Origin of the sequence: Pseudomonas sp. IT-P2, from assembly GCF_949767575.1 — a bacterium.
Classification (GTDB): Bacteria; Pseudomonadota; Gammaproteobacteria; order Pseudomonadales; family Pseudomonadaceae; genus Aquipseudomonas; species Aquipseudomonas pharyngis.
This window is the reverse complement of record NZ_CATKQA010000008.1, coordinates 80,063-103,788: the sequence shown is the minus strand read 5'-3', so window position 1 is coordinate 103,788 and position 23,726 is coordinate 80,063. Positions and strand designations below refer to the sequence as shown.

18 protein-coding genes are annotated in these 23,726 nt (G+C 60.4%); 8 read left to right on the top strand and 10 right to left on the bottom strand.

Annotation, left to right across the window (positions count from 1 at the left end; translation table 11 throughout):
- Window positions 1-7: 7 nt before the first annotated feature.
- On the bottom strand, window positions 8-1,354 hold the full coding sequence (locus ACM6JM_RS05890; RefSeq protein ID WP_414881449.1) for a class II 3-deoxy-7-phosphoheptulonate synthase: 1,347 nt from the start codon (window positions 1,352-1,354) through the stop codon (window positions 8-10).
- Window positions 1,355-1,504: 150 nt separating this feature from the next.
- Here ACM6JM_RS05890 and ACM6JM_RS05885 point away from each other — a divergent pair, with 150 nt between their 5' ends.
- Window positions 1,505-2,260 carry a spermidine synthase gene (locus ACM6JM_RS05885; RefSeq protein ID WP_039770449.1) on the top strand — a complete coding sequence of 252 codons (756 nt, stop codon included), beginning with the start codon at window positions 1,505-1,507 and terminating at the stop codon, window positions 2,258-2,260.
- A gap of 3 nt (window positions 2,261-2,263) precedes the next feature.
- Here the strand turns inward: ACM6JM_RS05885 and ACM6JM_RS05880 are convergent, their stop codons facing one another.
- Window positions 2,264-3,055, bottom strand: coding sequence for a crotonase/enoyl-CoA hydratase family protein (locus ACM6JM_RS05880; RefSeq protein ID WP_074687978.1), 792 nt, complete (start codon window positions 3,053-3,055; stop codon window positions 2,264-2,266).
- A 422-nt stretch (window positions 3,056-3,477) separates the two neighbouring features.
- On the opposite strand from ACM6JM_RS05880, the gene ACM6JM_RS05875 reads away from it, so the two are divergent.
- Window positions 3,478-5,151 (top strand): DEAD/DEAH box helicase, encoded by a 1,674-nt coding sequence (locus tag ACM6JM_RS05875; protein WP_007955707.1) that lies wholly within the window; start codon window positions 3,478-3,480, stop codon window positions 5,149-5,151.
- Between the two features lie 77 nt (window positions 5,152-5,228).
- Here ACM6JM_RS05875 and ACM6JM_RS05870 read toward each other — a convergent pair whose 3' ends face one another.
- Window positions 5,229-5,996 (bottom strand): DODA-type extradiol aromatic ring-opening family dioxygenase, encoded by a 768-nt coding sequence (locus ACM6JM_RS05870; RefSeq protein WP_074687976.1) that lies wholly within the window; start codon window positions 5,994-5,996, stop codon window positions 5,229-5,231.
- A 102-nt stretch (window positions 5,997-6,098) separates the two neighbouring features.
- Here ACM6JM_RS05870 and ACM6JM_RS05865 point away from each other — a divergent pair, with 102 nt between their 5' ends.
- Window positions 6,099-6,755: a thiopurine S-methyltransferase gene (locus ACM6JM_RS05865; protein ID WP_103386346.1), complete on the top strand. Its 657-nt coding sequence runs from the start codon at window positions 6,099-6,101 to the stop codon at window positions 6,753-6,755.
- 56 nt (window positions 6,756-6,811) lie between these two features.
- Here the strand turns inward: ACM6JM_RS05865 and htpX are convergent, their stop codons facing one another.
- Window positions 6,812-7,699 carry a protease HtpX gene (gene htpX / locus ACM6JM_RS05860; protein WP_074687972.1) on the bottom strand — a complete coding sequence of 296 codons (888 nt, stop codon included), beginning with the start codon at window positions 7,697-7,699 and terminating at the stop codon, window positions 6,812-6,814.
- Window positions 7,700-8,002: 303 nt separating this feature from the next.
- Window positions 8,003-9,214 (bottom strand): pyridoxal phosphate-dependent aminotransferase, encoded by a 1,212-nt coding sequence (locus tag ACM6JM_RS05855; RefSeq protein WP_007955711.1) that lies wholly within the window; start codon window positions 9,212-9,214, stop codon window positions 8,003-8,005.
- A 225-nt stretch (window positions 9,215-9,439) separates the two neighbouring features.
- Here ACM6JM_RS05855 and msrB point away from each other — a divergent pair, with 225 nt between their 5' ends.
- The 3 genes from msrB (at window position 9,440) to ACM6JM_RS05840 (ending at window position 10,881) form a co-directional block, all read left to right on the top strand.
- Window positions 9,440-9,835, top strand: coding sequence for a peptide-methionine (R)-S-oxide reductase MsrB (gene msrB / locus ACM6JM_RS05850; protein WP_039770441.1), 396 nt, complete (start codon window positions 9,440-9,442; stop codon window positions 9,833-9,835).
- A 102-nt stretch (window positions 9,836-9,937) separates the two neighbouring features.
- The gene (locus ACM6JM_RS05845; RefSeq protein WP_414881448.1) at window positions 9,938-10,423 is read left to right on the top strand and encodes a glutathione peroxidase; all 486 of its coding nucleotides are present in this window, start codon (window positions 9,938-9,940) and stop codon (window positions 10,421-10,423) included.
- On the top strand, window positions 10,420-10,881 hold the full coding sequence (locus tag ACM6JM_RS05840; protein WP_039770440.1) for a MarR family winged helix-turn-helix transcriptional regulator: 462 nt from the start codon (window positions 10,420-10,422) through the stop codon (window positions 10,879-10,881). Before ACM6JM_RS05845 ends, ACM6JM_RS05840 begins: the two co-directional genes overlap by 4 nt.
- Here ACM6JM_RS05840 and ACM6JM_RS05835 read toward each other — a convergent pair.
- On the bottom strand, window positions 10,865-13,186 hold the full coding sequence (locus ACM6JM_RS05835) for a response regulator (RefSeq protein WP_163976055.1): 2,322 nt from the start codon (window positions 13,184-13,186) through the stop codon (window positions 10,865-10,867). The two genes, ACM6JM_RS05840 and ACM6JM_RS05835, sit on opposite strands and share 17 nt — an antisense overlap.
- 166 nt (window positions 13,187-13,352) lie before the next feature.
- Here ACM6JM_RS05835 and ACM6JM_RS05830 point away from each other — a divergent pair, with 166 nt between their 5' ends.
- Window positions 13,353-14,243, top strand: coding sequence for an ATP-binding protein (locus ACM6JM_RS05830; RefSeq protein WP_414881447.1), 891 nt, complete (start codon window positions 13,353-13,355; stop codon window positions 14,241-14,243).
- Entirely contained in the window at window positions 14,240-14,722 is a 483-nt protein-coding gene (locus ACM6JM_RS05825; protein WP_039770434.1) for a GAF domain-containing protein, read from the top strand. The genes ACM6JM_RS05830 and ACM6JM_RS05825 overlap by 4 nt, the downstream gene beginning before the upstream one ends.
- Here the strand turns inward: ACM6JM_RS05825 and ACM6JM_RS05820 are convergent, their stop codons facing one another.
- The 4 genes from ACM6JM_RS05820 to ACM6JM_RS05805 form a co-directional block, all read right to left on the bottom strand.
- Window positions 14,723-17,665: an HD domain-containing phosphohydrolase gene (locus ACM6JM_RS05820; RefSeq protein WP_414881446.1), complete on the bottom strand. Its 2,943-nt coding sequence runs from the start codon at window positions 17,663-17,665 to the stop codon at window positions 14,723-14,725. It abuts the gene before it with no gap.
- Between the two features lie 49 nt (window positions 17,666-17,714).
- Window positions 17,715-21,359 carry a transporter substrate-binding domain-containing protein gene (locus tag ACM6JM_RS05815; RefSeq protein ID WP_414881445.1) on the bottom strand — a complete coding sequence of 1,215 codons (3,645 nt, stop codon included), beginning with the start codon at window positions 21,357-21,359 and terminating at the stop codon, window positions 17,715-17,717.
- A gap of 8 nt (window positions 21,360-21,367) precedes the next feature.
- Window positions 21,368-21,994, bottom strand: coding sequence for a response regulator transcription factor (locus ACM6JM_RS05810; protein WP_039770429.1), 627 nt, complete (start codon window positions 21,992-21,994; stop codon window positions 21,368-21,370).
- 359 nt (window positions 21,995-22,353) lie between these two features.
- Window positions 22,354-23,682 (bottom strand): deoxyguanosinetriphosphate triphosphohydrolase, encoded by a 1,329-nt coding sequence (locus tag ACM6JM_RS05805; RefSeq protein WP_039770427.1) that lies wholly within the window; start codon window positions 23,680-23,682, stop codon window positions 22,354-22,356.
- Window positions 23,683-23,726 lie beyond the last annotated feature (44 nt).

Genomic DNA, 23,726 nt, shown 5'->3' with positions numbered 1-23,726 from the left:
TCGCGATTTAGCGTTTGACCTGTTTCAGCGTTTCTGCGATCAAGAACGCCAGTTCCAGCGACTGATCGGCATTCATCCGCGGATCGCAGTGGGTGTGATAGCGATCCGACAAACCATCTTCAGTGATCGGCCGCGCGCCACCGATGCACTCGGTGACGTTCTGCCCGGTCATCTCGATGTGGATGCCGCCGGCGTAGCTGCCTTCCGCTTCATGAACCTGGAAGAACTGCTTCACCTCACCAAGAATCTGCGCGAAGTCGCGAGTCTTGTAACCGCTGCTGGCCTTGATGGTGTTGCCGTGCATCGGGTCGGAGCTCCACAGCACCTGCTTGCCTTCACGCTGCACCGCACGGATCAGCGCCGGCAGGTGATCGCCGACCTTGTTCGCGCCCATCCGCGCGATCAGGTTCAGACGGCCCGGGTCGTTGTCCGGGTTGAGCACGTCGATCAGGCGGATCAGGTCGTCGGGGTTCATGCTCGGGCCGACTTTCACTCCGATCGGATTGTTCACCCCGCGCAGGAATTCGACGTGGGCGCCGTCGAGCTGACGGGTGCGGTCGCCGATCCACAGCATATGCGCCGAGCAATCGTAGTAATCGTTGGTCAGGCTGTCGCGGCGTACGAAGGCTTCTTCGTAGTTCAGCAGCAGCGCTTCGTGGGCGGTGAAGAAACTGGTCTCGCGCAGTTGCGGCGAGCTGTCCATGCCGCAGGCGCGCATGAAGGCCAGGGTTTCATCGATGCGGTCGGCGAGGTGGCTGTACTTCTCCGCCAGCGCCGAGTTGGCGATGAAATCGAGGTTCCACTTGTGCACCTGATGCAGGTCGGCAAAACCGCCCTGGGCGAAGGCGCGCAGCAGGTTGAGGGTGGCGGTGGACTGGTGATAGGACTGCAGCAGACGCTCCGGGTCCGGTACGCGGCTGGCGGCGTCGAAACCGATGCCGTTGACGATGTCGCCCCGGTAGGCCGGCAGGGTTACGCCGTTGATGGTCTCGTCGTTGGCCGAGCGCGGCTTGGCGAACTGGCCGGCCATGCGCCCGACCTTGACCACCGGGCAACCGGCGGCGAAGGTCATGACGATTGCCATTTGCAGCAGCACTTTGAAGGTGTCGCGAATCTTCGCGGCGGAGAACTCGGCGAAGCTTTCGGCGCAGTCGCCGCCCTGCAGCAGGAACGCCCGGCCCTGGGTGACTTCGGCAAACTGACGGCGCAGCTCGCGCGCCTCGCCGGCAAACACCAGTGGCGGGTAGCTGGCCAGCGTCTGCTCGACCTGGCGCAGATGCGCGGCGTCGGGGTATTGGGGTTGTTGCTGGATCGGCAGGGCGCGCCAGCTGTCAGGGCTCCAGGGTTGGCTCATCACGGTCTCTAAGGTTCTACGCACGGACGGCCATGTTAGCAGCAATTAGTGCGTGACCTGCTCCCGCCGCTTCGCCGACAATCGCCGCTTTGCCACGGCACCGCAGCGGTGCCATCGCGTCACCGCGCCCGGTGACCACCAGGAGACGAAATGACTGAGGAGCGCGTCGAGCTGTTGCTCGCCGAGGTACAGGATGAGTTCGGCGTGATTCGCGTGCTGGAAGTGGCCGACTACCGCTTTCTGGAGTTCGGCGATGCGATCGAGCAAAGCTGTGTGTTTACCGCCGACCCGAGCTGGCTGGAGTACGACTACACCCGGGCGATGCTGATCGGCGCGTTGTGCCATGAGCAGCCGGAGAGCGCGCTGTTCCTCGGCCTGGGCGCGGGCACGCTGACCCAGGCCTGCCTCAAGTTCCTGCCGCTGGAAGACGTCGAAGCCATCGAGCTGCGCCCGGACGTGCCGCGTCTGGCCATCGAATACCTCGGGCTGGATGACGATCCACGGCTGTACATCCGCGTCGGCGATGCCCTCGAACTGCTGCCGACCGCTGAACCGGCGGATCTGATCTTCGTCGACCTGTACACCGATGTCGGCCCCGGCGCCGGGCACCTTGCGTGGAATTTCCTCGGGGACTGTCAGAAACGTCTGAATCCCGGTGGCTGGCTGGTGATCAACCAATGGGCCACCGACGACGGCAAACCGTTGGGCGCGGCGCTGTTGCGCGGGCTCTATCACCGGCATTACTGGGAGCTGCCGGTGAAGGAGGGCAATGTGATTCTGATCGTGCCGGCAGATCTCGATCAGGCGCTGGACATGCAGGCGCTGACGGCACGAGCTGAAGCGCTGGCGCCGAAGCTGGGCTACTCGTTGCAGTCGTTGATCAACTGCATCCGTCCGGCAACCTGATCTTCAAAGGCCTTTGAAAATCCCCGGTCTGCGCTCCACCAGCGAGCGCACACCTTCCTTGGCATCTTCGGTGGCCAGCAACTTCTTTACCAGCGGCGGCAAGCTCTTAGCCGCCGCAGTTTCGCCTTCATAGCGTGCCTGACGCGCCGACATCAGCGTCGCCTGCACGCCCAGCGGCGCCTGCCGGGCAATCCGTTCGGCCAGTTCGATGGCGCGCGGCAGCAGATCCTCGCTGGCCATGACCTCTTGCACCAGACCCAGGCGCAACGCATCGTGGGCATCGAATTCGTCGCCGGTCAGCAGCCAGCGCATCGCGTTGCCCCAACCGGCGATCTGATGAAAGCGTAACGTCGCGCCGCCGAACGGAAAGATCCCGCGCTGCACTTCCATCTGCGCGAAGCGGGTGTTGCTCGCGCACAGGTTGATGTCGGCGGCGAGCATCAGCTCGATGCCGATGGTCAGGCAATAACCCTGCGCGGCAACAATCACCGGTTTGCTGACCCGTGGCCCGACGAACACGCCCCATGGATCGCAGCCGCCGGGCGGCACTTGCCAGCCTTGAGCGAGAGCGGAACTGGCATTCACCAGATCGAGCCCGGCGGTGAAATGCTCGCCATGCCCGAACACCACCGCCACCCGTGCGTCGCTGTCGGCCTCGAATTCGCCGTAGGCCAGGGCCAGGTCGTTGAGCAGGTCGAGGTCGAAGGCATTGCGCTTGGCGACGCGGTCCAGACCGATCAAATGCACGTGGCCGTGACGCGCACGGCTCACGCGGCCGGGGCAGGGCTGATTCATGGGTGTTTCCTCGCAGGGGAAGAAAGGGTGCAGCGACCAGATGCCGCACATCGGTGAATCGTTTAAGCGCCATCGCCCGCAGGGCCGGGGTGTTTGAAAAATAGACCTTTGCCCGATTATCCGCAAAACCCCATTACACAGCGGTGACAACTGTATTTCTCCGATAAAAAAAGCTCCCTTTTTGGGCAAATTCCGGTATAGTGCGCGCCGGCCTTTAACCGGGCCGCGTTTAGGTAGCGCAATTCCCCGAAGTCAGCTTCGGCTGCACGTCCGCACTGCGGGCTCTTCCTTGACGATTCTTTTTCATTCATTCGTTTTCGCAAATCCCCGCCGACAAAGCTGCCAGGGCGACTCTTGAGTCTCAACACGGCATGTGCAGCTTTGGAGCATGGGTCTTTGCGGATGCACTTAGAGGCAGACCCATGACCCAGGAAATCGGCGGCTTCGCCGCTCTTGAACTTCATCCCAATATTGTCGCTGCAGTAGTCGCTACCGGCTATGAAGAGCCTTCGGCCATTCAGCAGCAGTCGATCCCGATCATCCTCGCCGGTCACGATATGATTGGTCAGGCGCAAACCGGTACCGGTAAAACCGCTGCCTTTGCCCTGCCTATCCTGCACCGCATCGATCCGTCCAAGCGCGAGCCGCAAGCTCTGATCCTGGCCCCAACTCGTGAGTTGGCGCTACAAGTTGCAACCGCTTTCGAAACCTACGCCAAGCAAATGCCGGGCGTAACTGTTGTGGCTGTCTACGGCGGCGCGCCGATGGGCCCACAATTGAAAGCAATCCGTAATGGCGCACAGATCGTTGTCGCCACTCCGGGCCGTCTGTGCGACCACCTGCGTCGCGACGAAAAAGTACTGCAGACCGTGAACCACCTGGTTCTCGACGAAGCAGACGAAATGCTCAAACTGGGCTTCATGGACGACCTCGAAGTCATCTTCAAGGCCATGCCGGAAACCCGTCAGACCGTATTGTTCTCGGCGACCCTGCCGCAATCGATCCGTGCCATCGCCGAGCGTCACCTGCGCGATCCAAAGCACGTGAAGATCCAGAGCAAGACCCAGACCGTTACCGCGATCGAACAGGCTCACCTGTTGGTTCACGCTGACCAGAAGACCTCTGCCGTTCTCAGCTTGCTGGAAGTGGAAGATTTCGACGCTCTGATCATGTTCGTGCGCACCAAGCAAGCGACCCTGGATCTGGCCAGCGCCCTCGACGCCAAAGGCTACAAAGCCGCCGCGTTGAACGGCGACATCGCCCAGAACCAGCGTGAGCGCGTGATCGACTCGCTGAAAGATGGCCGTCTGGACATCGTTGTAGCGACCGACGTTGCCGCCCGTGGTCTGGACGTTCCGCGCATCACCCACGTGTTCAACGTGGACATGCCGTACGATCCGGAATCCTACGTGCACCGTATCGGCCGTACCGGCCGCGCCGGTCGCGAAGGCCGCGCGCTGCTGCTGGTGACGCCACGTGAGCGCCGCATGCTGCAGGTAATCGAGCGTGTAACCGGTCAGAAAGTTGCCGAAGTGCGTCTGCCGGACGCCCAGGCCGTTCTTGATGCCCGCATCAAGAAGCTGACCAACAGCCTGTCGCCGCTGGTGGCTGACGCCGAATCGACTCACGGTGATCTGCTGGATCGCCTGACCGCCGACATCGGTTGCACCCCACGCGCCCTGGCTGCCGCTCTGCTGCGCAAGGCCACCAATGGTCAGGCGCTGAACCTGGCAGCGATCGAGAAGGAACGTCCACTGGTGCCGAACAGCGCACCGCGTGGCGACCGTCCTGAGCGTTCCGGTGATCGTCCGGACCGTGGTGATCGTGAGCGTCGTGCTCCGATGCCATTGGGCGAAGGCCGTGCCCGTTGCCGTACCGCGCTGGGCGCGCGTGACGGTATCGCGGCGAAAAACCTGCTGGGCGCCATCCTCAACGAAGGTGGTCTGGCACGTGAAGCCATCGGTCGCATTCAGGTGCGTGACAGCTTCAGCCTCGTCGAGCTGCCGGAAGATGGTCTGGACAAACTCCTGACCAAGCTGAAGGACACTCGCGTTGCCGGTAAGCAGTTGAAGCTGCGTCGCTACCGCGAAGATTGATCCGCCTCTGGGCTGATTGATCGAACATAAAAAATCCCCGACTGGTTCGGGGATTTTTTATGCCTGCGATTTGGGCATCAGCCGAAGCGGTAGATGTCCATGCCCAGTGCGCCCATGGTGAAACCTTGATGGGCAATGCTGAAATCACCGCCGGCACCTCGGGCGAAGTACAGCGGCAACAGGTGCTCGTCGCTTGGATGGTTGCGTACTGCGTTCGGTGCCTGCTGACGGTAATCGTGCAGGGCGGCTTCGTCGTTGGCGGCCAGCTTGTCGACTATCCAGTCACGGAAGTCCCGCGCCCACGGTTCGACGCTCTCCGGGCCGGCGTGCCAGTCCAGTTCTCGCAGGTTGTGGGTGATGCTGCCGGAGCCGATCAACAGAATGCCCTGTTCGCGCAGCCTGGCCAGCGCCTGGCCGACGCGGTTCTGTAGCGCCGGACCGCCACGACTCGGTAGGGAAACCTGCACCACCGGGATGTCAGCCTGCGGGTACATCAGCGACAGCGGCACCCACACACCGTGATCGAACGGTCGTTGTGGATCGAGGCGTGCCGGCAGGTCGTTGGCGGTCAGCAGATCGGCAACCCTACGGGCGAGTTGCGGATCGCCCGGGGCCGGATACTGCACTTCAAACAGCGCGCGGGGGAAACCGCCGAAGTCGTGCCAGGTTTCCGGTTGCGGATGGCCGCTGACCAGCAGCTCATGGCTTTCCCAGTGGGCGGATACGATGACGATGGCTTTCGGGCGTGGCAGTTCGGCCGCCAACCGCGCCAGGGCCGGGCCGCTGGCGCCGGGCTCAAGTGCCAGCATGGGCGAGCCATGGGAGATAAACAGGCTGGGAAACATGGAAAGGTTCCTGAGCGTTAAGATGGTTCATCTTCAGTCAGTTCATTGATCTAATTCCAATATAAGTTTTAACGCCTTTTGATCGAATTCTTTGGAGGATGCATGCAGTCGGAGTTTTGGCACAAAAAGTGGGAATCGAACCAGATCGGCTTTCACCAGCCGGAGGTGAACCCGTATTTGCAGCGGCACTGGCCCGATCTGGCCATCCCGGCGCAGGCGCGTGTGCTGGTGCCGTTGTGTGGGAAAAGCCTGGATCTGCTGTGGCTTGCCGGGCGTGGGCATCGGGTGCTCGGCGTCGAGCTGTCGGAGAAGGCCGTGGAAGACTTCTTCCGTGAGCAGCAATTGCAGCCGCAGATCAGTGAAGAGGGCAGCTTCAAGGTTTATCGGGCCGGCGCGATCGAGTTGTGGTGCGGGGATTTCTTCGCCTTGTCTGCGAACGATGTGGCCGATTGTACGGCGTTGTATGACCGTGCGGCGCTGATCGCCTTGCCGGCGCCAATGCGTGAGCGCTATGCGGCGCATTTGTTGAGCATCCTGCCGACGGGGCTGCGTGGTTTGCTGATCACGCTGGATTACGATCAGGCTCGGATGTCCGGGCCGCCGTTTGCGGTGACAGATGCCGAGGTGCAGCAGCTGCTCGGTGGCGACTGGGCGGTGCAGGCGCTGGAAGAACAGGACGTACTGAGCGAAAGCGGGAAGTTCCTGCAGGCGGGTGTGACACGGCTGGAAGAGCGGGTGTACCGCCTGACTCCTCAGTAACAGAACAACAAAAAAGGCCCGCATCGCTGCGGGCCTTTCTGTTGGAGCGGGGCTGATCAGCCGCGACGACGCAGGGCGTCGATACGATCTTCCAGCGGCGGGTGGCTCATGAACATGCGAGCAAACCCCTGTTTGATACCGCCGTTGATGCCGAAGGCATTCAGGGTGTCAGGCATGTGCACCGGCAGGCCCTGTTCGGCGCGCAAGCGTTGCAAGGCGTTGATCATCGCCCCCGTACCGGCCAGGCGGGCGCCGGCATCATCGGCACGGAACTCGCGTTTGCGCGAGAACCACATCACGATTGCGCTGGCCAGAATGCCCAATACCAGTTCGGCGAAAATGGTCGCGATGTAATAGGCCATGCCCTGGCCTTCTTCGTTCTTGAAAATCACCTTGTCGACGAAGTTGCCGATGATCCGCGCGAAGAACATCACGAAGGTGTTCACCACGCCCTGTATCAGCGCCAGGGTGACCATGTCGCCGTTGGCCACGTGGCCGATCTCGTGGGCCAGCACGGCCCGCACTTCATCTTCCTTGAAACGCTCGAGCAAGCCCTGGCTGACCGCGACCAGTGCGTCGTTCTTGTTCCAGCCGGTGGCGAAGGCGTTCGCTTCATAGGCCGGGAAAATACCGACTTCGGGCATCTTGATCCCGGCTTCCCGGGACAGTTGCTCGACGGTTTGCAGCAGCCACTGCTCGTGACGAGTACGTGGCTGGGTGATGATCTGGGTGCTGGTGCTCATTTTCGCCATCCACTTGGAGATGAACAGCGAGAACAGGGAACCGGCAAAACCAAAGACTGCACAGAAAACCAGCAGCTGACTGAGGTTGAGATCAACCCCGTTGGCCGCCATGAACCCGTTGAAGCCGAAAAGGCTCAGGGTGATGCTGGCTATCAGCACGACCGCCAGGTTAGTGGCCAAAAACAGCAGGATGCGCATCATGGTTGTAGAAGTCTCCTCAAGCTAAAGATGTAGCGTACTGCGGGGTATATAAGGTGCGGCACCTGGCGATTCAACCGAGTGACTATTTCAAACTGTGTCCTACACCGGATTCGTCGGACATGGGATATTTCCCACTGCCGAATCCGCTATGGATGACAGGCACGCGGCACCCGGTCTCATTGCGTCAGGCACGCATGATTCGTATGACTCGCAAGTGTAGAAGGTGCTGGAGGAGGGGAGCAGCAGAAGTGTTGCTGAATCAGACAGTGCGCAACGTTCGGGCCGTTGCGCACTGAGCGCCGGTTACTGGCGGTACGACTTGAGGAAGTTGCCAATGCGACCGATGGCCATGTCCAGGTCATCGACCCGCGGCAGCGTGACCACGCGGAAGTGGTCAGGCCACGGCCAGTTGAACGCCGTGCCTTGCACCACCAGCAGCTTCTCGGAGAGCAGCAGGTCGAGCACGAATTTCTCGTCGTTGTGGATCGGACAGACTTTCGGGTCGATCTTCGGGAACGCGTACAGCGCACCCATCGGCTTCACGCAGCTCACGCCGGGAATGTCGTTGAGCAGTTCCCAGGTACGGTTGCGTTGTTCCAGCAACCGGCCTTGCGGCAGAACCAGATCGTTGATGCTCTGATAGCCGCCCAGGGCGGTCTGGATCGCGTGCTGACTCGGCACGTTGGCACACAGGCGCATGTTGGCCAGCATGTCGATGCCTTCGATGTAGCTGTGGGCGTTGTGTTTCGGCCCGGAAATGGCGATCCAGCCGGAACGGAAACCCGCCACGCGATACGACTTGGACAGACCGTTGAAAGTCAGGCACAGCAGATCCGGGGCCAGGGATGCGGTGCAGATGTGCACGGCGTCGTCGTAGAGGATCTTGTCGTAGATCTCGTCGGAGAACACCACCAGATTGTGCTGACGGGCCAGTTCCAGCATGCCCAGCAGTACTTCCTTCGAATACACCGCGCCGGTCGGGTTGTTCGGGTTGATGATCACCATCGCCTTGGTGTTCGGGGTGATCTTGGCCTTGATGTCGGCCAGGTCCGGGAACCAGTCGGCACCCTCGTCGCACAGGTAATGCACCGCGTTACCGCCGGCCAGGCTCACGGCAGCGGTCCACAGCGGGTAGTCCGGCGCCGGCACCAGCACTTCGTCGCCGTTGTTGAGCAGCGCCTGCAGCGACATCACGATCAGCTCGGACACGCCGTTGCCCAGGTAGATGTCTTCGATGCCGACACCTTCGACCTGCTTCTGCTGGTAGTACTGCATCACCGCCTTGCGCGCGCTGAACAGGCCTTTGGAATCGCTGTAGCCCTGGGCGGTCGGCAGGTTGCGGATCACATCCTGGAGAATTTCGTCCGGCGCTTCGAAACCAAAGGGCGCCGGGTTGCCGATGTTCAGCTTGAGGATGCGATGGCCTTCCTCTTCCAGTCGTTTGGCGTGCTTGAGCACCGGGCCGCGAATGTCGTAGCAGACGTTGGCGAGCTTGTTCGATTTGCTGAACTGCATGGCGATGTGATCCCGAAAATGAACGATCCAGGCGGCGGGTGGACAACCGTGCTGGGAATCCTGCGTCTTCACACAGGCAAGTGTCTCGAGCGGCGGTTTCCAACAATCCGTTTGAATGCGCAGGAACCCGCTGCCAGACTGGCGTGTGACGAGGCGCAATCATACGTGCCGCCCGATCCGTGGAAAAGGTACAGATCGGGCTTTTTCAGCCGCTGAGGTGTGATGATGGAAAAGATTGAAAAGACCCTGGAAGAATGGCGGGCGATGCTCGACCCCGAGCAATACAACGTGTGTCGTCTCAGTGCCACCGAGCGACCGTTCTCCGGTAAATACAACGCCACCAAGACTGACGGTGTCTATCACTGCGTCTGCTGCAACGAGCCGTTGTTTGATTCCAGGACCAAATTCGATTCCGGTTGCGGCTGGCCAAGCTTCTACGCGCCGATCGGCGACAGCGCCATGACCGAAATCCGTGACACCAGCCACGGCATGATCCGCACCGAAGTGAAATGCGCCAAATGCGATGCGCACCTGGGCCACGTCTTCCCTGACGGCCCGCCGCCGACCGGCTTGCGTTATTGCATCAACTCGGTGTGCCTGGACCTGGTGCCGCGCGAGTAACCGATATGGGCGATCCACGGGTCGCCTTTCGAACAATTAAATTGCACACAATTCAATTGCTCGCTATTTTTGCCGTCTATCCATTTCTCAAGAGTGCGCAACATGAGCGATAACCTGCTGAATATTCCGTGCACCACCATCAAGGGCGAGCAAAAGACCCTCGCCGATTTCGCCGGCAAGGCGGTGCTGGTGGTCAATACCGCCAGCAAATGCAGTTTCACGCCGCAGTACAAAGGCCTTGAGGAGCTGTGGCAGACCTACAAGGATCAGGGCCTGGTGGTGCTGGGCTTCCCGTGCAACCAGTTCGGCAAGCAGGAGCCGGGCAACGAGGGCGCCATCAGTGAGTTCTGCGAACTGAACTACGGCGTCAGCTTCCCGCTGTTCAAGAAGATCGAAGTCAACGGGACCGGTGCGCACCCGCTGTTTGTGCAATTGAAGAAACGCGCGCCGGGCGTGCTGGGCTCCCAGGGCATCAAGTGGAATTTCACCAAGTTCCTGATCGGCAAGGACGGCCAGTTGGTCAAGCGCTTCGCCCCGGCCACCAAGCCGCAGGATCTGAGCCGCGAGATCGAAGCGTTGCTCAAATGAACAGCCTGTCCGCCGATTCGCTGAAGCTCGACAGTCAGCTGTGCTTCAAGTTGTATGCCGCGTCGCGGGCGGTGATCCGTGGCTACAAGCCGATGCTCGATCAGCTCGGCCTGACTTACCCGCAATATCTGGCGATGCTGGTGCTGTGGGAATGGCAGCAAGTCGCACCGGAGCAACCAACGGTCAAGGCGCTGGGTGAGCGGCTGGCGCTGGACTCCGGGACGCTGACGCCGCTGCTCAAGCGTCTGGAGCAACTTGAGCTGGTCCAGCGTCAGCGCTCGGCCCGGGACGAGCGTGAGGTCCATCTGAGCCTCACGCTGCAAGGGCAGGCGCTGCGTGAACAGGTCGGGCCTTTGAAGGAGCGGCTGTTGTGCGACAGCGGGGTGGACCTTGACCGGCTCAACGAGCTGCGTGAGGGACTCGATCACCTGCTGGGCCAGATCAAAGCGTTGTCGTAGTCGGTATCCACTGATCCAGCAGCGCCGCCAGTTCTTCACGGCGAAACGGCTTGGCCAGATAATCGCTCATGCCCGCCGCCCGGCAACGCTCGCGCTCTTCGGCCATCGCGTTTGCGGTCAGGGCGACAATCGGCAAGTGCGGCCAGCGACCGCTCTGACGAATCTGGCGGCTGGCTTCATAGCCGTCCATCACCGGCATGTTGCAGTCCATCAGCACCAGATCGAACTCGTCGTGTTCCAGCTGATCCAGCGCTTCTACACCATGGGCTGCGACCACGACATCACAGCCGAGCTTGCCCAGCATGCCTTTGGCCACCAGTTGATTGACCGGGTTGTCCTCCACCAGCAGCACCCGACCGCGCCGCTGAGACGAGACGCTCTCAAGGCGAGCGCGGTCGTTGGTGGTGAGGTCCGGCAACAGCGTTCGGCGCAGATTCTGATACAGCGCGTTGCGGGCCAGCGGTCGCGCCTGCTGCTGCAGCGGGGCGAGGGCGGCGGCTTCTTCACCCGGCAGAAAGCTGCCATAAGCGGTCACCAGCAGAATCGGTGCCGTCATCGCCGGGCGCAGGCCGAACAGGCATTCGGGGCAATCGGTGATGATGACGTCGGGGGAGAGGCCGAGCAGCGGGTCGTCCAGGGTTCGCTGCTCGTAGGTCAGCCCCCAGACCGGCAGCAGGCTTTCCAGCAGTTCCGCCAGGCCGCTGACCGCGTTGGTGATCGCGAGCACTTTGCCGTGCAACGCTGGTGGAATCACCGCACGGGTGTGGCAGGGCAGCGGCAGTTCGGCGCAGAACTGACTGCCGAAACCCACTTCGGAGCTGATGGTCAGGCGCCCCTGCATGGCTTCGCACAGGTTGTAGGTCAGCGCCAGCCCGAGCCCGGTGCCGCCGTATTGGCGGGTGATGCCGGCGCCCGCCTGGGTAAACGGCTGGAAAATCTTCACCTGCGCTTCCTGAGCGATGCCGATACCGGTGTCGCAGACTTCGATGCGTACTCCTTCCTTCGAGGTGGACAATCGCACATCGACGCGGCCGAAGCGGGTGAATTTCAGCGCATTGGACAGAAGATTGCTGACGATCTGCCTGACCCGGGTAGGATCGCCGAGCACCAGCGCCGGGAAGTAAGGATCGATCAGGCAGGTCAGCTCGACACTCGGTGCGGCGTTCTGTGACAGCAGGTTGGCGGTGTCTTCGATCAGTGAGCCGAGATCGAAGGGAATGTGTTCCAGCTCAAGTTGCCCTGCATCGAATTTGGACAGGTCGAGAATGTCGTTGAGCAATTCCACCAAAACCTTGCCCGAGTCGTGGGCGATGGACAGTTGCTGCTGCTGTTCGGCGTTGAGCGGGCCATCGAGCGAGAGAGCGATCATCCCCAGCAGGCCGTTGAGCGGAGTACGGATCTCGTGGCTCATGTTGGCGAGAAATGCCGAGCGTGCTTCGGCCATGTCCAGCGCCGTGCTGCGAGCCACTTCCAGCTCCTGGTTGGACTGGCTGAGTCGTGCATTGATCGCCTTGAGCTCTGCGGTACGCGCCGACACGATGTCTTCGAGTTGCGCGAGGTAGTCAGTGAGGCGGTTTTCCGCATTGCGTCGCTGCTGGATTTCCGTGGCGATGTTCTCGAACTGCTGGTTGGCGACCTTGACCAGCACGCCGATCTCGTCATTGGCATGCCCGGCTGGACATTCCAGGGTGGTCGGCTCGGCGCTGCGCGGGTCGCGACCGCTGAGTTCGCGGATTACCCGTACCAGCGGTTTGGTCAGCATCACGTAGAACAGCGCGAGCAGAATTCCGGTGAGAATCAGGCTGCGGGCGAAGCCGTTGAGCAACGTGACCTCGGCACGGCGCAGGAAGCGGCTGCCGAACGCGTAGGTGTCGACTTCCAGTTTCAGGGTGCCGAGAGATTCGTTGGGCAAGTGATCGAGATAGAGGCGGTCTTCAAACTGACGTTTGGCGCCGAACAGGAAGTCGCTGATCATCCGGTAGCCGCTTTGCAGCTCCGGCCGTTTGACGTTGGCCAGCACCGTCTGATTGTTGTCGGTCAGTTGCGCCGAGATGATCGCTGGCGAGCGCAGCAGGCCCAGGGTCAGTTCTTGCGCCAGTTCGGCGTCGATGTTGTAGGCGATGCGCGAGGCCGGGTTATGGCTGATTTCCAGCAACGACAGGATTTCACGGTTGATGGACGCGTCTTCACTGGCATAATCGATGCCGATTTGCAGCAGGCTGAGCAGCGTGCCCAGAATGAACCCGACCAGCACGGTAAGCCGGGCCTGTTTGTACGACAGCCGGTGGGTGAATTTGATATCCATGGGGTGTTGAACCACTTCCGTTTCCCTTCGCTGCTCAAGCATAGTCGATCATGCACGGATTCCGGGGTTCCCGAAGCGCCTTGTAACAAGGCCCGGGACAGGTTTCGAACGCTGTCTGTCGTCGCTGCACCGCCATCATTACTGTGAACGAGCCCGAGGAGAAGACGTGGATTCCCGATTGAATGCTTTTCTTGAGCGCGCCGAGTCGGTTCTGGCGCGGATCGAACCACTGCTGCCGGCGCCACGCCCGATCATCGATTGGGGCACCTGCCTTGCCGCTCGCTGGCAACGTGACGGTCGCAGCGGTTATCTGCTGCCGCTGGAAGTCAGCCTCGACATGCGCCTGTCGGACCTGATCGGCGTCGACCGGCAGCTGGAGCAACTGGGCCGCAACACTCAGCAATTTCTCGACGGCATGCCGGCCAACCATGCGCTGCTGTGGGGTTCGCGCGGTACCGGTAAATCGTCGCTGGTGCGCGCGTTGCTGGCTGAACACGCCAAGGCCGGTTTGCGTCTGATCGAAATCGAGCGTGATCACCTGGCGGACCTGCCACGGGTGGTGGAGCAGATCGCCAAGCTGCCGCAACGTTTTGTGCTGTTCTGCGATGACCTGTCGTTCGAGTCCGGCGAAGGCGACTACCGCGTGCTGAAAAGTGTGCTGGACGGCTCGCTCGAACAGGCGCCGGACAACGTGTTGTTGTACGCCACCTCCAACCGCCGCCATCTGGTGCCGGAGAAGGAAAGCGACAACGAAAACTGGAAGCGCGTCGATGGCGAACTGCATCCGAGCGAAGCGGTGGAAGACAAGATCGCGCTGTCGGATCGCTTCGGCCTGTGGCTGTCGTTCTATCCGTTTACCCAGGAACATTTCCTCAACGTCGTCGAGCACTGGATCGGCCAGTTGGCCGCCAAGGCCGGCCTGAGCTGGGAACGCGACGAACAACTGGACATCCTCGCCGTGCGCTGGGCAACCGGCCGCGGCAACCGCAACGGACGTTGCGCGTACCAATTCGCCCGTTATTGGGTGGGACTGAAATTGTTGGAGCACAAGGCATGATTGATTTGCAGCAGAGCGGCCAGGGTCTCGAAGGCTATGGCATGTTGGCCGCGCAACTGGAGTCGCTGCTGGCGGACGAGCGCGATTTCATCGCCAACGCCGCGCAGTTTTCGGCGTTCCTGTTCAACCAGCTCGATGACCTGAACTGGGCCGGTTTCTACCTCAATCGCAACGAAGAGCTGGTGCTCGGCCCGTTCCAGGGCCAGATCGCCTGCGTGCGTATTCCGTTCGGTCGGGGCGTTTGCGGCGCGGCGGCTGCCAGCCTGCAGACGCAGCGGGTCGAAGACGTTCATGCGTTCCCCGGCCATATCGCCTGCGACAGCGCGTCGAACAGCGAACTGGTGGTCCCGTTGGTCAAGGACGGTCGCCTGATCGGTGTGCTCGACCTCGACAGCCCGAAGCTCGCGCGTTTTGGTACGGACGATCAGGCCGGTATCGAACAACTGGCGGCGATCTTCCTGCGTCTGACCGATTGCTGATCACGTCGTCAGGCCTGCCTTGAACAGCACGGCCGCCGGGTCCACGGCATCGATCTGCCGTGGATCGAGAAAACGCGTGGCGTATTGCAGATACACGCCATCGCGAATGAACAGCTCGAACAGCTCGGCATCGACGTGCGCGTCGCGGCACATGGTGGCCATGATCCCCAGTGCTTCGCTCAGGGACTTGGCCTTTTTGTAAGGGCGATCGGCGGCGGTCAGCGCTTCGAAGATGTCGGCAATCGCCATCATGCGCGCCGGCAGGCTCATGTCTTCGCGCTTCAGGCGCTTGGGATAACCGGTGCCGTCCATTTTTTCGTGATGCCCGCCGGCGATTTCCGCGACGCTGTTCAGATGCCCGGGGAAGGGCAGGCGACTGAGCATCAGGATCGTCTGCACCATGTGGTGGTTGATGATGTAGCGTTCTTCGCGGGTCAGCGTGCCCCGGGGGATGCAGAGGTTGTACAGCTCGCCGCGATTGTATTTGTAGGGCGGCACGTCGAGTTTGAACCCCCACGGATTATCTTCCGGGATCAGCTCGCTTTCGGCGCGCTCCAGCAGATGTTCGGGCTTGTCCGCCAGCAGCGGTTCGGTGACCGGCAGGGTCGGTGCCGGGGTGCGTGCCTGACGCCGGTTCTCCTCCCATGACAGGCCCAATCGATCATCCAGCGTGCGCGTCCAGGTGCGTTGCGCGATGTCTTGCAGACGTTGCAGGTCACCCTCGAGCATGGTTTCACTGCCCAGATTGCAGCGGGCGACGAACGCAAAATCATCATCCAGTGCCGTCAGGGTGGCCTCGCGCAGACCGGCCAGTTGCTGTTCTTCACCACCCAACGCCAGGGCTTGCCAATAGTTGATCCAGGCGTCGCGCTTGAGCACTTCGAAGCGGGTGCGGATTTCGTGAAGGCGATCGTTCAGGGTCTCCAGCTTGGTGGCTTTGTCGACCACGTATTCCGGGGTCGTGACCTTGCCGCAGTCGTGCAGCCATGCAGCGATGTGCAAGGCTTCCCATTCGTCTTCGCTCGGCTGGTAATCGCTGAAGGCCGGAGCCTGACTGGCTGCAGCGGCACGGGCGAGCATCAGGGTCAGTTCCGGCACGCGCTGGCAATGCCCGCCGGTATAAGGACTCTTGGCATCAATGGCGCCGGCCAGCAGTTGAATGAACGCATCCAGCAGTTGTTTCTGTCTGGCTTGCAGGCGTTGACTCTCGATACTCACCGCGGCCGCCCCGGACACCGCTTGCAGAAAGGCGATGCGATCTGGCCGGAGTTTTTCCAGGTCACTCGGCGTGCCGCCATCGTCGATCAGCAGCACCAGCAGGCCGACGGTTTCGTTGTGCCGGTTATGCAGACGGATTCCAACCAAATGCACCCTCGGTGAACCCATGGCCAGCAGCACTTTCTGCAGGTCGGTGGCCTGTTCGAAACCCAGGTTGCTCACGACCGTGTCGGCGTTGGCCAGTTGCCGGAACCATTCGGGGCTTTGCGAGGCATCAAGACTGCGGCTTTGCAGATCGAATGCCGCCAACGGTTGAGACGAGTCTGCGACCACCAGGCCGTAGGGCTCCATGCGATTGCCATCGTTCTCACGCAGATAAATCAGCCCCGCCTGGGCCTGGGCGATCTGCACTGTCTCGAACAGTACCCGTTCCAGCAGCGGGTCGAAGCGGGTTTCGGCGGTCAGGCTGTCAGTGATGCGAAAGAAGCTGGCCAGGGTGTCTTTCATGCGAGCCATCGACAGGCTCAACTGGTCAATCTCCAGCACCAGCGATCGGCGGGTCACCGGGAAGTTGAAGTCGAAGCTGCGAATTGCATCGGCTTCCTTGACCAAGGCATGCAAGGGCGTCACCAGAACCCGCGAGATCAGCCAGCCCAACGGCAGACATAGCAGCAAGGTAGCCAGCGTGATGAGCGCTCCTTGCCAGCGCAGGCGATAGGCGTCGACCAGCAGTTCGTCTTCGGGCACCAGTAAAGCCATCTGCAAACCTTTCGGCCCGCCTTCCTGCAGCTGGCTGCGGGCGACGATCCATTGTCGGCCATCCACTTCGAGCCGATTGCCCTGGTGCCCGGACAACAAGGTGTGCAAGGCGGGGCTCAAATCGGCGGCCTTGGCCAGGCGCGCCGTGCGGTCATCGACGATCAGCCGGCGGCTGTCGGGGTAAGCCACGGCGTTGCCGTCGGCGTCGAACAGGACGATTTCCGTGGCCGGTGTCACCACGTGTTTGATCAGGGTCGCGGAGAGTGCATCAAGGGTCAGGTCGGCGCCGATCACGGCGTCTTCACCGCTGCGTCGGGCCAGCGTCGTGCCAACGTTGTGGGTGGAGAAAAAGACGTAGGGTTCGGTGGTGATCTGTTCGGCCTGCTGCCGTGCGTTGATGTACCACGCCCGGCTGCGAGGATCATAAGGTTCGTCGGGGTGGTCCTGTCGGCCGACCGGGGACAGTGCCTGGTCGAAGAACAGTGATTGTGAATGTGTCTGACCGCTGGCGTCATGTTCGATGCTCCAGACTTGAAACGCTGCTGCGTCCGGTGCCTTTAGCAGGGTTTTCAGCGCTGGCGTGCGCAAGGGGCGGACCATGAAAAAGTCGCCGTTTTCATAACCCAGGTAGAGCGAGGCCAGATCCGGATTGTCCATCAGGGACTGACTGAACGGCTTGAGCAGCGGCATGCGCGATTCAAGGCTGGGAGATCCGGCGGCGGGGGTCTCTGCCAGCAGGCTCAGCAGGTGCCGGATCGGTGCATAAGTGGCCTGCAGGTCGAGACGTACATCCTGTTCGATCCGGCTGAACAGCTTTTCACTACTCGACAGAATGATGTGTGTGGTCTGGTGGTAGTTGAACAAACCCAGCACCACTCCGGTGAGCAACAGCAGAAAGGTGAACATGACGCTGATGTGCACATGCAGCGGAAACCGGCGTTGTTCCGGGCGCAGTGGGCTGGGCATTGCAGACTCTCCGTGTAGGTTAAGCACACTGCTCAGCCTCCAAGCATAGTTAAGCCCCGGCCATTTTGCTTTTGGCGATCCGAGCCAGTTGCTGTTCCAGTGCCTGCTCCAATTCCAGGATGGCGAGGTGGCTGGCCTGGCAATGACGCTCGATTTCTTCCCACGGCAGTACTTGCAGGCAGGCCTGCTCAAGCGCATCACAGCAGTTGATCAGGCGCGAGGCCTGGGCAATGCGTGCGGCGCCTTTGATCTTGTGTGCGATGACGGCCAGCGCGGAGGGATCCCGGGTGAGGCACAGGGCCTGCAACTCCTCCCGATCAAGGCGACTGCTGTTGAGCAGTTCTGCCAGCAATCGGTGGGTTTGAGAGGGGTTGTCACCGGTCAGCAGCGTCAGCCCCTGCAGGTTGAAAGCCGGAGCGGCGAACACCGGCTGAATGCTCTTGATCCATTGGCTCAGGCTGTTGAGGCTCAGGGGCTTGAACAGACATTCGTTCATGCCTGCCTGCTTGCAGCGCAGGATCTCTTCGGGCTGGGCATTGGCGGTGAACCCCAGCACCGTGCAAGCCGGGCGGCTGGTAAGCTTTTCGTGCTGACGAATCGCCCGGGTCAGCTCATAACCGTTCATGACGGGCATGTTGCAATCGGCGATGACCAGATCGAACTCCCCGCTTTTCCATTCATCCAGTCCGCGCAGGCCATCTTCCGCGATACAGAATCGATGGCCGAGGTATTCCAGCTGCTGGCACATCAGCAGTCGATTGGCCGGATGGTCATCGACCACCAGAACCGTTAACGGGATGAGGGATGGCTGAATCTGTGATTCATCTTCAGCTCTCGCCACTTGTGCAGGCAGAATGGTCACCGGTAGCGATACCCGAACCTGGGTTCCAATTCCGGGCAGGCTGCTCAATCGCAGTTTTCCACCCATCATTTCGCACAGGTTGCGGCTGATGACCAGCCCGAGCCCTGCGCCGCTGACGGCCCGTTGCCCATCGTTACCGGCCTGGGCAAAAGGTTCGAACAACCGCAACTGATCCTGCGTCGTGATCCCGATGCCGCTGTCCTGTACGGTCAGCTGCACCATCGAACCTTCGGGGTCATCCGTGGGAAGAACATCCAGCGTGATTCTGACCTGCCCCGCGTCGGTGAACTTGATGGCATTGCTGATCAGATTCGACAGCACCTGTTTGAAGCGCAGAGGGTCGAGTTGCACATCGACATTCAGCTCAGGGGGGGAGACGGACACAGTCAGTGAAAGCTGTTTTTGTCGGGCGAGCCCTTCGAAGATTCTGACCACCGAACCCACGGTGTCGATCAGGTTGATTCGCTCGGGTTTCAGACTCAGTCGCCCGGATTCAATGCGCGCAATGTCCAGTATGTCGCCGATCAGGCCCAGCAAGTCCCTGGCCGAATGGTAGGCTGTTTCGATGCCGGAGCGATCCGGGTGTGCCTGATCCATGCGCTTGAGTGTCAACTCGAGCATGCCGATCACTGCGTTCATCGGCGTGCGGATCTCATGACTCATCGTTGCCAGAAACGTACTCTTGGCCCGGTTGGCATCGTCTGCCCGTTCCTTGGCTGCGCGAAGTTCATCGAGCAGTTCGCGGCGCTCACTGATGTCGATCCAGCCGCCGATGATTCCCCGGACGTCGCCACTGGAGTCTCGGTAGGGCAGAATCCAGTGATAGATCGTCAGTCGTCGGTTGCCGATATGCAACGGTCGGTCAAGCACAAGCGGTTTGCCTTCGGCCACTACCCGCTGATAGTCGGCCTGATACGCCTGTGCCTCGAAAGCGTTGTTCAGCGCACCCTGCATGACATCTTTGCCGATGACGTCTTCGCGCCGGGCATTGAACGCCTGCAGATAACTGTCATTGCAGCTTTGCAGCAGGCCCTGTCGGTCACGCACGTAGATTGGGTGGGGCGTCCCGTTGACCAGTGAACTCATGAATTCCAGTTGGTCGTTCAAGGCCCGTTCCGCCGATTTACGCTGTTTGATCTGGCGGCGCATGTAGGCATTCCAGAGCAGCGACAGCAGCAACAGCAGGCAGGCGCCGCCGATCAGCTGATAAAAGAAACGCCGGTACTGATGCCAGGTGCCTTGCGAAATGTTTGAGTAGCCCCGCCAGCGACCATTGATAATGCCCAGTTCTTCGGGTGTGATGCTCATCAGCGTCTTGTTGATGATCGAGTTCAGTTCTGTGTTGTCCCGGGCTGTCGCCAGAGAAAAAGCCGCCTGACGTGTGCCGATGGTGGTGGTGATCTGCAGGGGATGTTCGAAGGTTCGTGATGCAATGAAGTAGTTTGCGATGACCAGCGAGTTCACTGCGCCTTCGACCTGACCTTCATCGAGCAGCGCCACAGCACTGTAAGTATCCGGCGTCTCGATCAGCTGAATGCGGGGAAACTCGGTGCGCAGGTACTCGATCATCGGATTGCCTTGAGCGATCGCCAGACGCTTGCGTTTCAGTTGCCCCAAGTGCGTAGGGCTGTCGGCGGCCTTTCGGGTCAGCAACACGTATGAATTTTCCAGATAGGGACGGCTGAATTGCAGGGTTTCCTCACGCTGGGCGGTCGGCAGCAAAGCTGCGATCAGGTCAGCCTGGTGGTGTTCGACCTGCTTGATCATTTCGGCATCGCTGCGGCTGCGGCGGATTTCGAAGCGCAGTCCGGTGCGCAAACGAATGAGTTCAAGCAAGTCGGCGCTGATGCCGCGAAAATTGCCGTCACTGTCAAAGAATGTCAGGGGCGCGAAAGCCTCGTTGACCAGTACGCTCACCACCGGATGATTTTTCAGCCACTGCTCTTCGCGTCTGGTCAATTGCAGCTTCTGGTCGGTCAAAAGTGTGTCGCTGCCCACGCTCCAGCGTTTGGCGATATTTTCGCGCTCGCTGCCCGGTACGGCCTTGAGCGCCGTATTGATGATAGCGAGCAGCTGTGGATTGTTGCGATGTACGGCGAAGCTGAAGCCGTGGGCCTCATGCTTGCCGAAACTGGCCATGCGAATATTGTTCAGGTAACCCTTGTTGATCATGTAATGGGTGGAAATGGTGTCGCCGAGAAACACGTCCGCCTGATCGAACGCTACGGCGTTGATTGCGTTCTGGTAGGACGGATAAGAGGTGATGAGGGCTTTGGGATACATCGCCTTGACATCATCCAGCGGGAGGTAGTGATACAGCATGCTCAGCCGCAGTCCTGCCAGGCCTTCGGTCAACGTGCGGGTTTCGCCCTCGCGTGTGACGAGGACCGGTTGATCGATGGCGTAAGGCCTGGACAGTACTATATTGGCGTTTTCTGCTTCGAATCCGTTGGCAGTACCGAGCATGTCGATGTGGCCGTCCATCAATGCCTTGATGGCGGCCTCCCGCGAGGCGAAACGTTTGACCCTGATCGGCAGACCGGTTGCCTGACCAATCAGTGAAGCGTAATCCGCCGTGAAGCCTTCGTAGTCTTGTCCGCTGGGCGTCATGTCGAACGGAGGGTAATCCGGAGCTGAAGTCCCCAGAACCAACTCATTGCGAGCGTGCAGCCACGCCACTTGCGATGGATCGAACAAGGCCTGCACCGTTGGTTCGACCGAACGACCGAGCAGGGTGAGGTCTTTCGAGGTGGGTGATGCGGCTGTTGCAGAGATGCAGAAACCCAGACATGCACTCAATGCAATCAGGAGACTCACTAAACGGCTGGACATGTTGGCTCTCACACGAGTGCGTTACGTTTGGCCATTTCGATAAGTTCTACGAGAGACTTGGCCTTCAGTTTTTGCATCAGTCGTTTCTTGTAAGTGCTGACTGTCTTGTTGCTGAGAAACATGCCTTTGGCAATTTCCTTGTTTGTACGGCCTTGGGCGAAAAGTTGCAAAACCATGAGTTCCCTATCATTGACTGATTTGAAAAGTTCCAGTTCTGCATAGCGCACGTCGTCATGACGAACAGGGTTCAAGGCCTGGCTGGGGAAGTAGTTGTAACCGGAAAGAACAGCTTTGATCGCACTGACCAGTTCACTCAGGTCTTCCTGCTTGCACACGTAACCCGATGCACCTGACTGCATACAGCGAATACCGAACAGAGTCGGGCATTGCGCAGTCAGTACCAGCGTCTTGAATGGCGAGCTCATGGCATTGAAGCGGGCCAGGACTTCCAGGCCATCGAGCTTGGGAATGCTGATGTCGAGAATGATCAGGTCGGGCATGCATTCGCGAATCATCTGCATGGCATCGACACCGTTATCGGTTTCTCCGACGACTTTATAACCTTCATGCTCGAGCAGCATTCGAACGGCGAGGCGGATGACCGGGTGATCGTCGACAATAAAAACGGAGTTCATAATCAAATCCCATACGAGCGCAAATAAAGGGCGAACCTTAGCTCAATCGAATGAACAGCCGCATGAACCCTCAGGGCGTTAGCGGCAATCTAGGATAAGTCCTACAAATAAAGAGGAATCAGACTACGGGTTAACTAGGTTTGGCGTAGGTAAGCGCGTGAGATGTTCAATGGCGGGAATTTATAAAGTTTATGGCGGCCAGAGAAAGTTTACCGGCTAAAGGCTTTCAATGAGTGTCATTAGTTGACTTCTGGTTATCTTTGTCCCTTGCAACTGAATACACCTGCAGAGGGAAAATGATCGGCATATGCGTCTGCGTTGCCCGACCGCCCTATTGCGGATCGGCCGGGCAGCAGGCGTCAATGGCTGGAGCGTCCGGTCATTTCCAACGCCATGTCACTGGCGTAGCTGTCGGTCATGCCGGCGATGAAGTCGATCATGCGCAGGAACGACGCGTGCAAGGGGCCGTGCGGATCCGGTGCGTTGTTGCCCAGCAGATCGAGAATCCGGCGGCTCTTGAACGACGGCGTGCGGCCGTTGTGCTGTTCCAGGGCCGCACCACAGAAGGCGTTGAGCAGAATCTCCAGGGTCGTGTAGGCGCCGATCTCGTGCAGGGTCTTGCGCTTGTCCTGGAAGATTTTCTTGCGGGCGATGTCCTTGGCGTTCAACACGCAACGCTTGGCCGGGCCGTGCATGTGTTCCACCAGATCCCCCGACAGCGTACCGGCCAGCAGTGCGTCCTGTTGTTCGACGAAGGCCCGGGCGGCGGCGTTGGTCAGGTGTTCGATGGCCTTGCCGCGCAGGATCGCCAGTTTGCGCCGGCGCGAATCCTGCGGGCCGAGCTGGCGATAGGTTTCCGGCAGGTCATCACCGACCAGACCGAGCAGCAGCGACTCGACTTCGGCGTAATCGAGCAGCTCCATTTCCAGGCCATCCTCCAGATCGATCAAGGCGTAGCAGATGTCGTCCGCCGCCTCCATCAGATACACCAGAGGATGGCGCGCCCAACGTTGCTCTTCCAGTTGCGGCAGACCCAGCTTGTGGGCGATCTGCTCCAGCAACGGCAGCTCGCTCTGGTAGCAGCCGAACTTATGCTTCTTGTAACCGAGGGAGTCGGCGTGACGGGCTGTCCAAGGGTATTTCAGATAGGTCCCGAGTGTGGCGTAGGTCAGCCGGGTACCGCCGTCGAACTGGTGATACTCCAGTTGCGTGAGTACCCGGAAGCCTTGGGCGTTGCCTTCGAAATTCAGGAAGTCGCCGCGTTCGGCATCGCTCATCGCATCCAGCCAGCCGCGGCCCGCAGCCTGCTGAAACCAGTGACGGATCGCATCTTCGCCGGAGTGGCCGAACGGCGGGTTGCCGATGTCGTGTGCCAGACAGGCCGATTGAACCACCATGCCCAGATCGCTCGGATCGCACCATTCAGGCAAGGCGCGACGCAGGGTTTCGCCGACGCGCATGCCCAGCGAGCGGCCGACGCAACTGACTTCCAGCGAGTGGGTCAGGCGCGTGTGAATGTGGTCGTTGCTCGACACCGGATGCACCTGGGTCTTGCGCCCCAGACGGCGGAAGGCGCCGGAGAAGATGATGCGGTCATGGTCTTTATGGAACGGGCTGCGGCCAAGTTCCTGCGAGCTGTGCAACGGTTTGCCGAGACGTTCGCGGTTGAGCAGGGTATGCCAATCCAAGGCTGATTCTCTCCGTCTGGTGACTGATTCCCTAGCTTCCCGGT

Bases quoted from the DNA above. Each gene is read 5' to 3' on its own strand.
- ACM6JM_RS05810 (WP_039770429.1), bottom strand. From the start codon at position 21,994: ATGAACTCCGTTTTTATTGTCGACGATCACCCGGTCATCCGCCTCGCC.
- ACM6JM_RS05880 (WP_074687978.1), bottom strand. From the start codon at position 3,055: ATGAATCAGCCCTGCCCCGGCCGCGTGAGCCGTGCGCGTCACGGCCAC.
- ACM6JM_RS05820 (WP_414881446.1), bottom strand. From the start codon at position 17,665: ATGCCCAGCCCACTGCGCCCGGAACAACGCCGGTTTCCGCTGCATGTG.
- ACM6JM_RS05835 (WP_163976055.1), bottom strand. From the start codon at position 13,186: ATGGATATCAAATTCACCCACCGGCTGTCGTACAAACAGGCCCGGCTT.
- ACM6JM_RS05855 (WP_007955711.1), bottom strand. From the start codon at position 9,214: ATGCAGTTCAGCAAATCGAACAAGCTCGCCAACGTCTGCTACGACATT.
- ACM6JM_RS05865 (WP_103386346.1), top strand. From the start codon at position 6,099: ATGCAGTCGGAGTTTTGGCACAAAAAGTGGGAATCGAACCAGATCGGC.
- msrB (WP_039770441.1), top strand. From the start codon at position 9,440: ATGGAAAAGATTGAAAAGACCCTGGAAGAATGGCGGGCGATGCTCGAC.
- htpX (WP_074687972.1), bottom strand. From the start codon at position 7,699: ATGATGCGCATCCTGCTGTTTTTGGCCACTAACCTGGCGGTCGTGCTG.
- ACM6JM_RS05840 (WP_039770440.1), top strand. From the start codon at position 10,420: ATGAACAGCCTGTCCGCCGATTCGCTGAAGCTCGACAGTCAGCTGTGC.
- ACM6JM_RS05825 (WP_039770434.1), top strand. From the start codon at position 14,240: ATGATTGATTTGCAGCAGAGCGGCCAGGGTCTCGAAGGCTATGGCATG.
- ACM6JM_RS05870 (WP_074687976.1), bottom strand. From the start codon at position 5,996: ATGTTTCCCAGCCTGTTTATCTCCCATGGCTCGCCCATGCTGGCACTT.
- ACM6JM_RS05885 (WP_039770449.1), top strand. From the start codon at position 1,505: ATGACTGAGGAGCGCGTCGAGCTGTTGCTCGCCGAGGTACAGGATGAG.
- ACM6JM_RS05890 (WP_414881449.1), bottom strand. From the start codon at position 1,354: ATGAGCCAACCCTGGAGCCCTGACAGCTGGCGCGCCCTGCCGATCCAG.
- ACM6JM_RS05815 (WP_414881445.1), bottom strand. From the start codon at position 21,359: ATGTCCAGCCGTTTAGTGAGTCTCCTGATTGCATTGAGTGCATGTCTG.
- ACM6JM_RS05875 (WP_007955707.1), top strand. From the start codon at position 3,478: ATGACCCAGGAAATCGGCGGCTTCGCCGCTCTTGAACTTCATCCCAAT.
- ACM6JM_RS05845 (WP_414881448.1), top strand. From the start codon at position 9,938: ATGAGCGATAACCTGCTGAATATTCCGTGCACCACCATCAAGGGCGAG.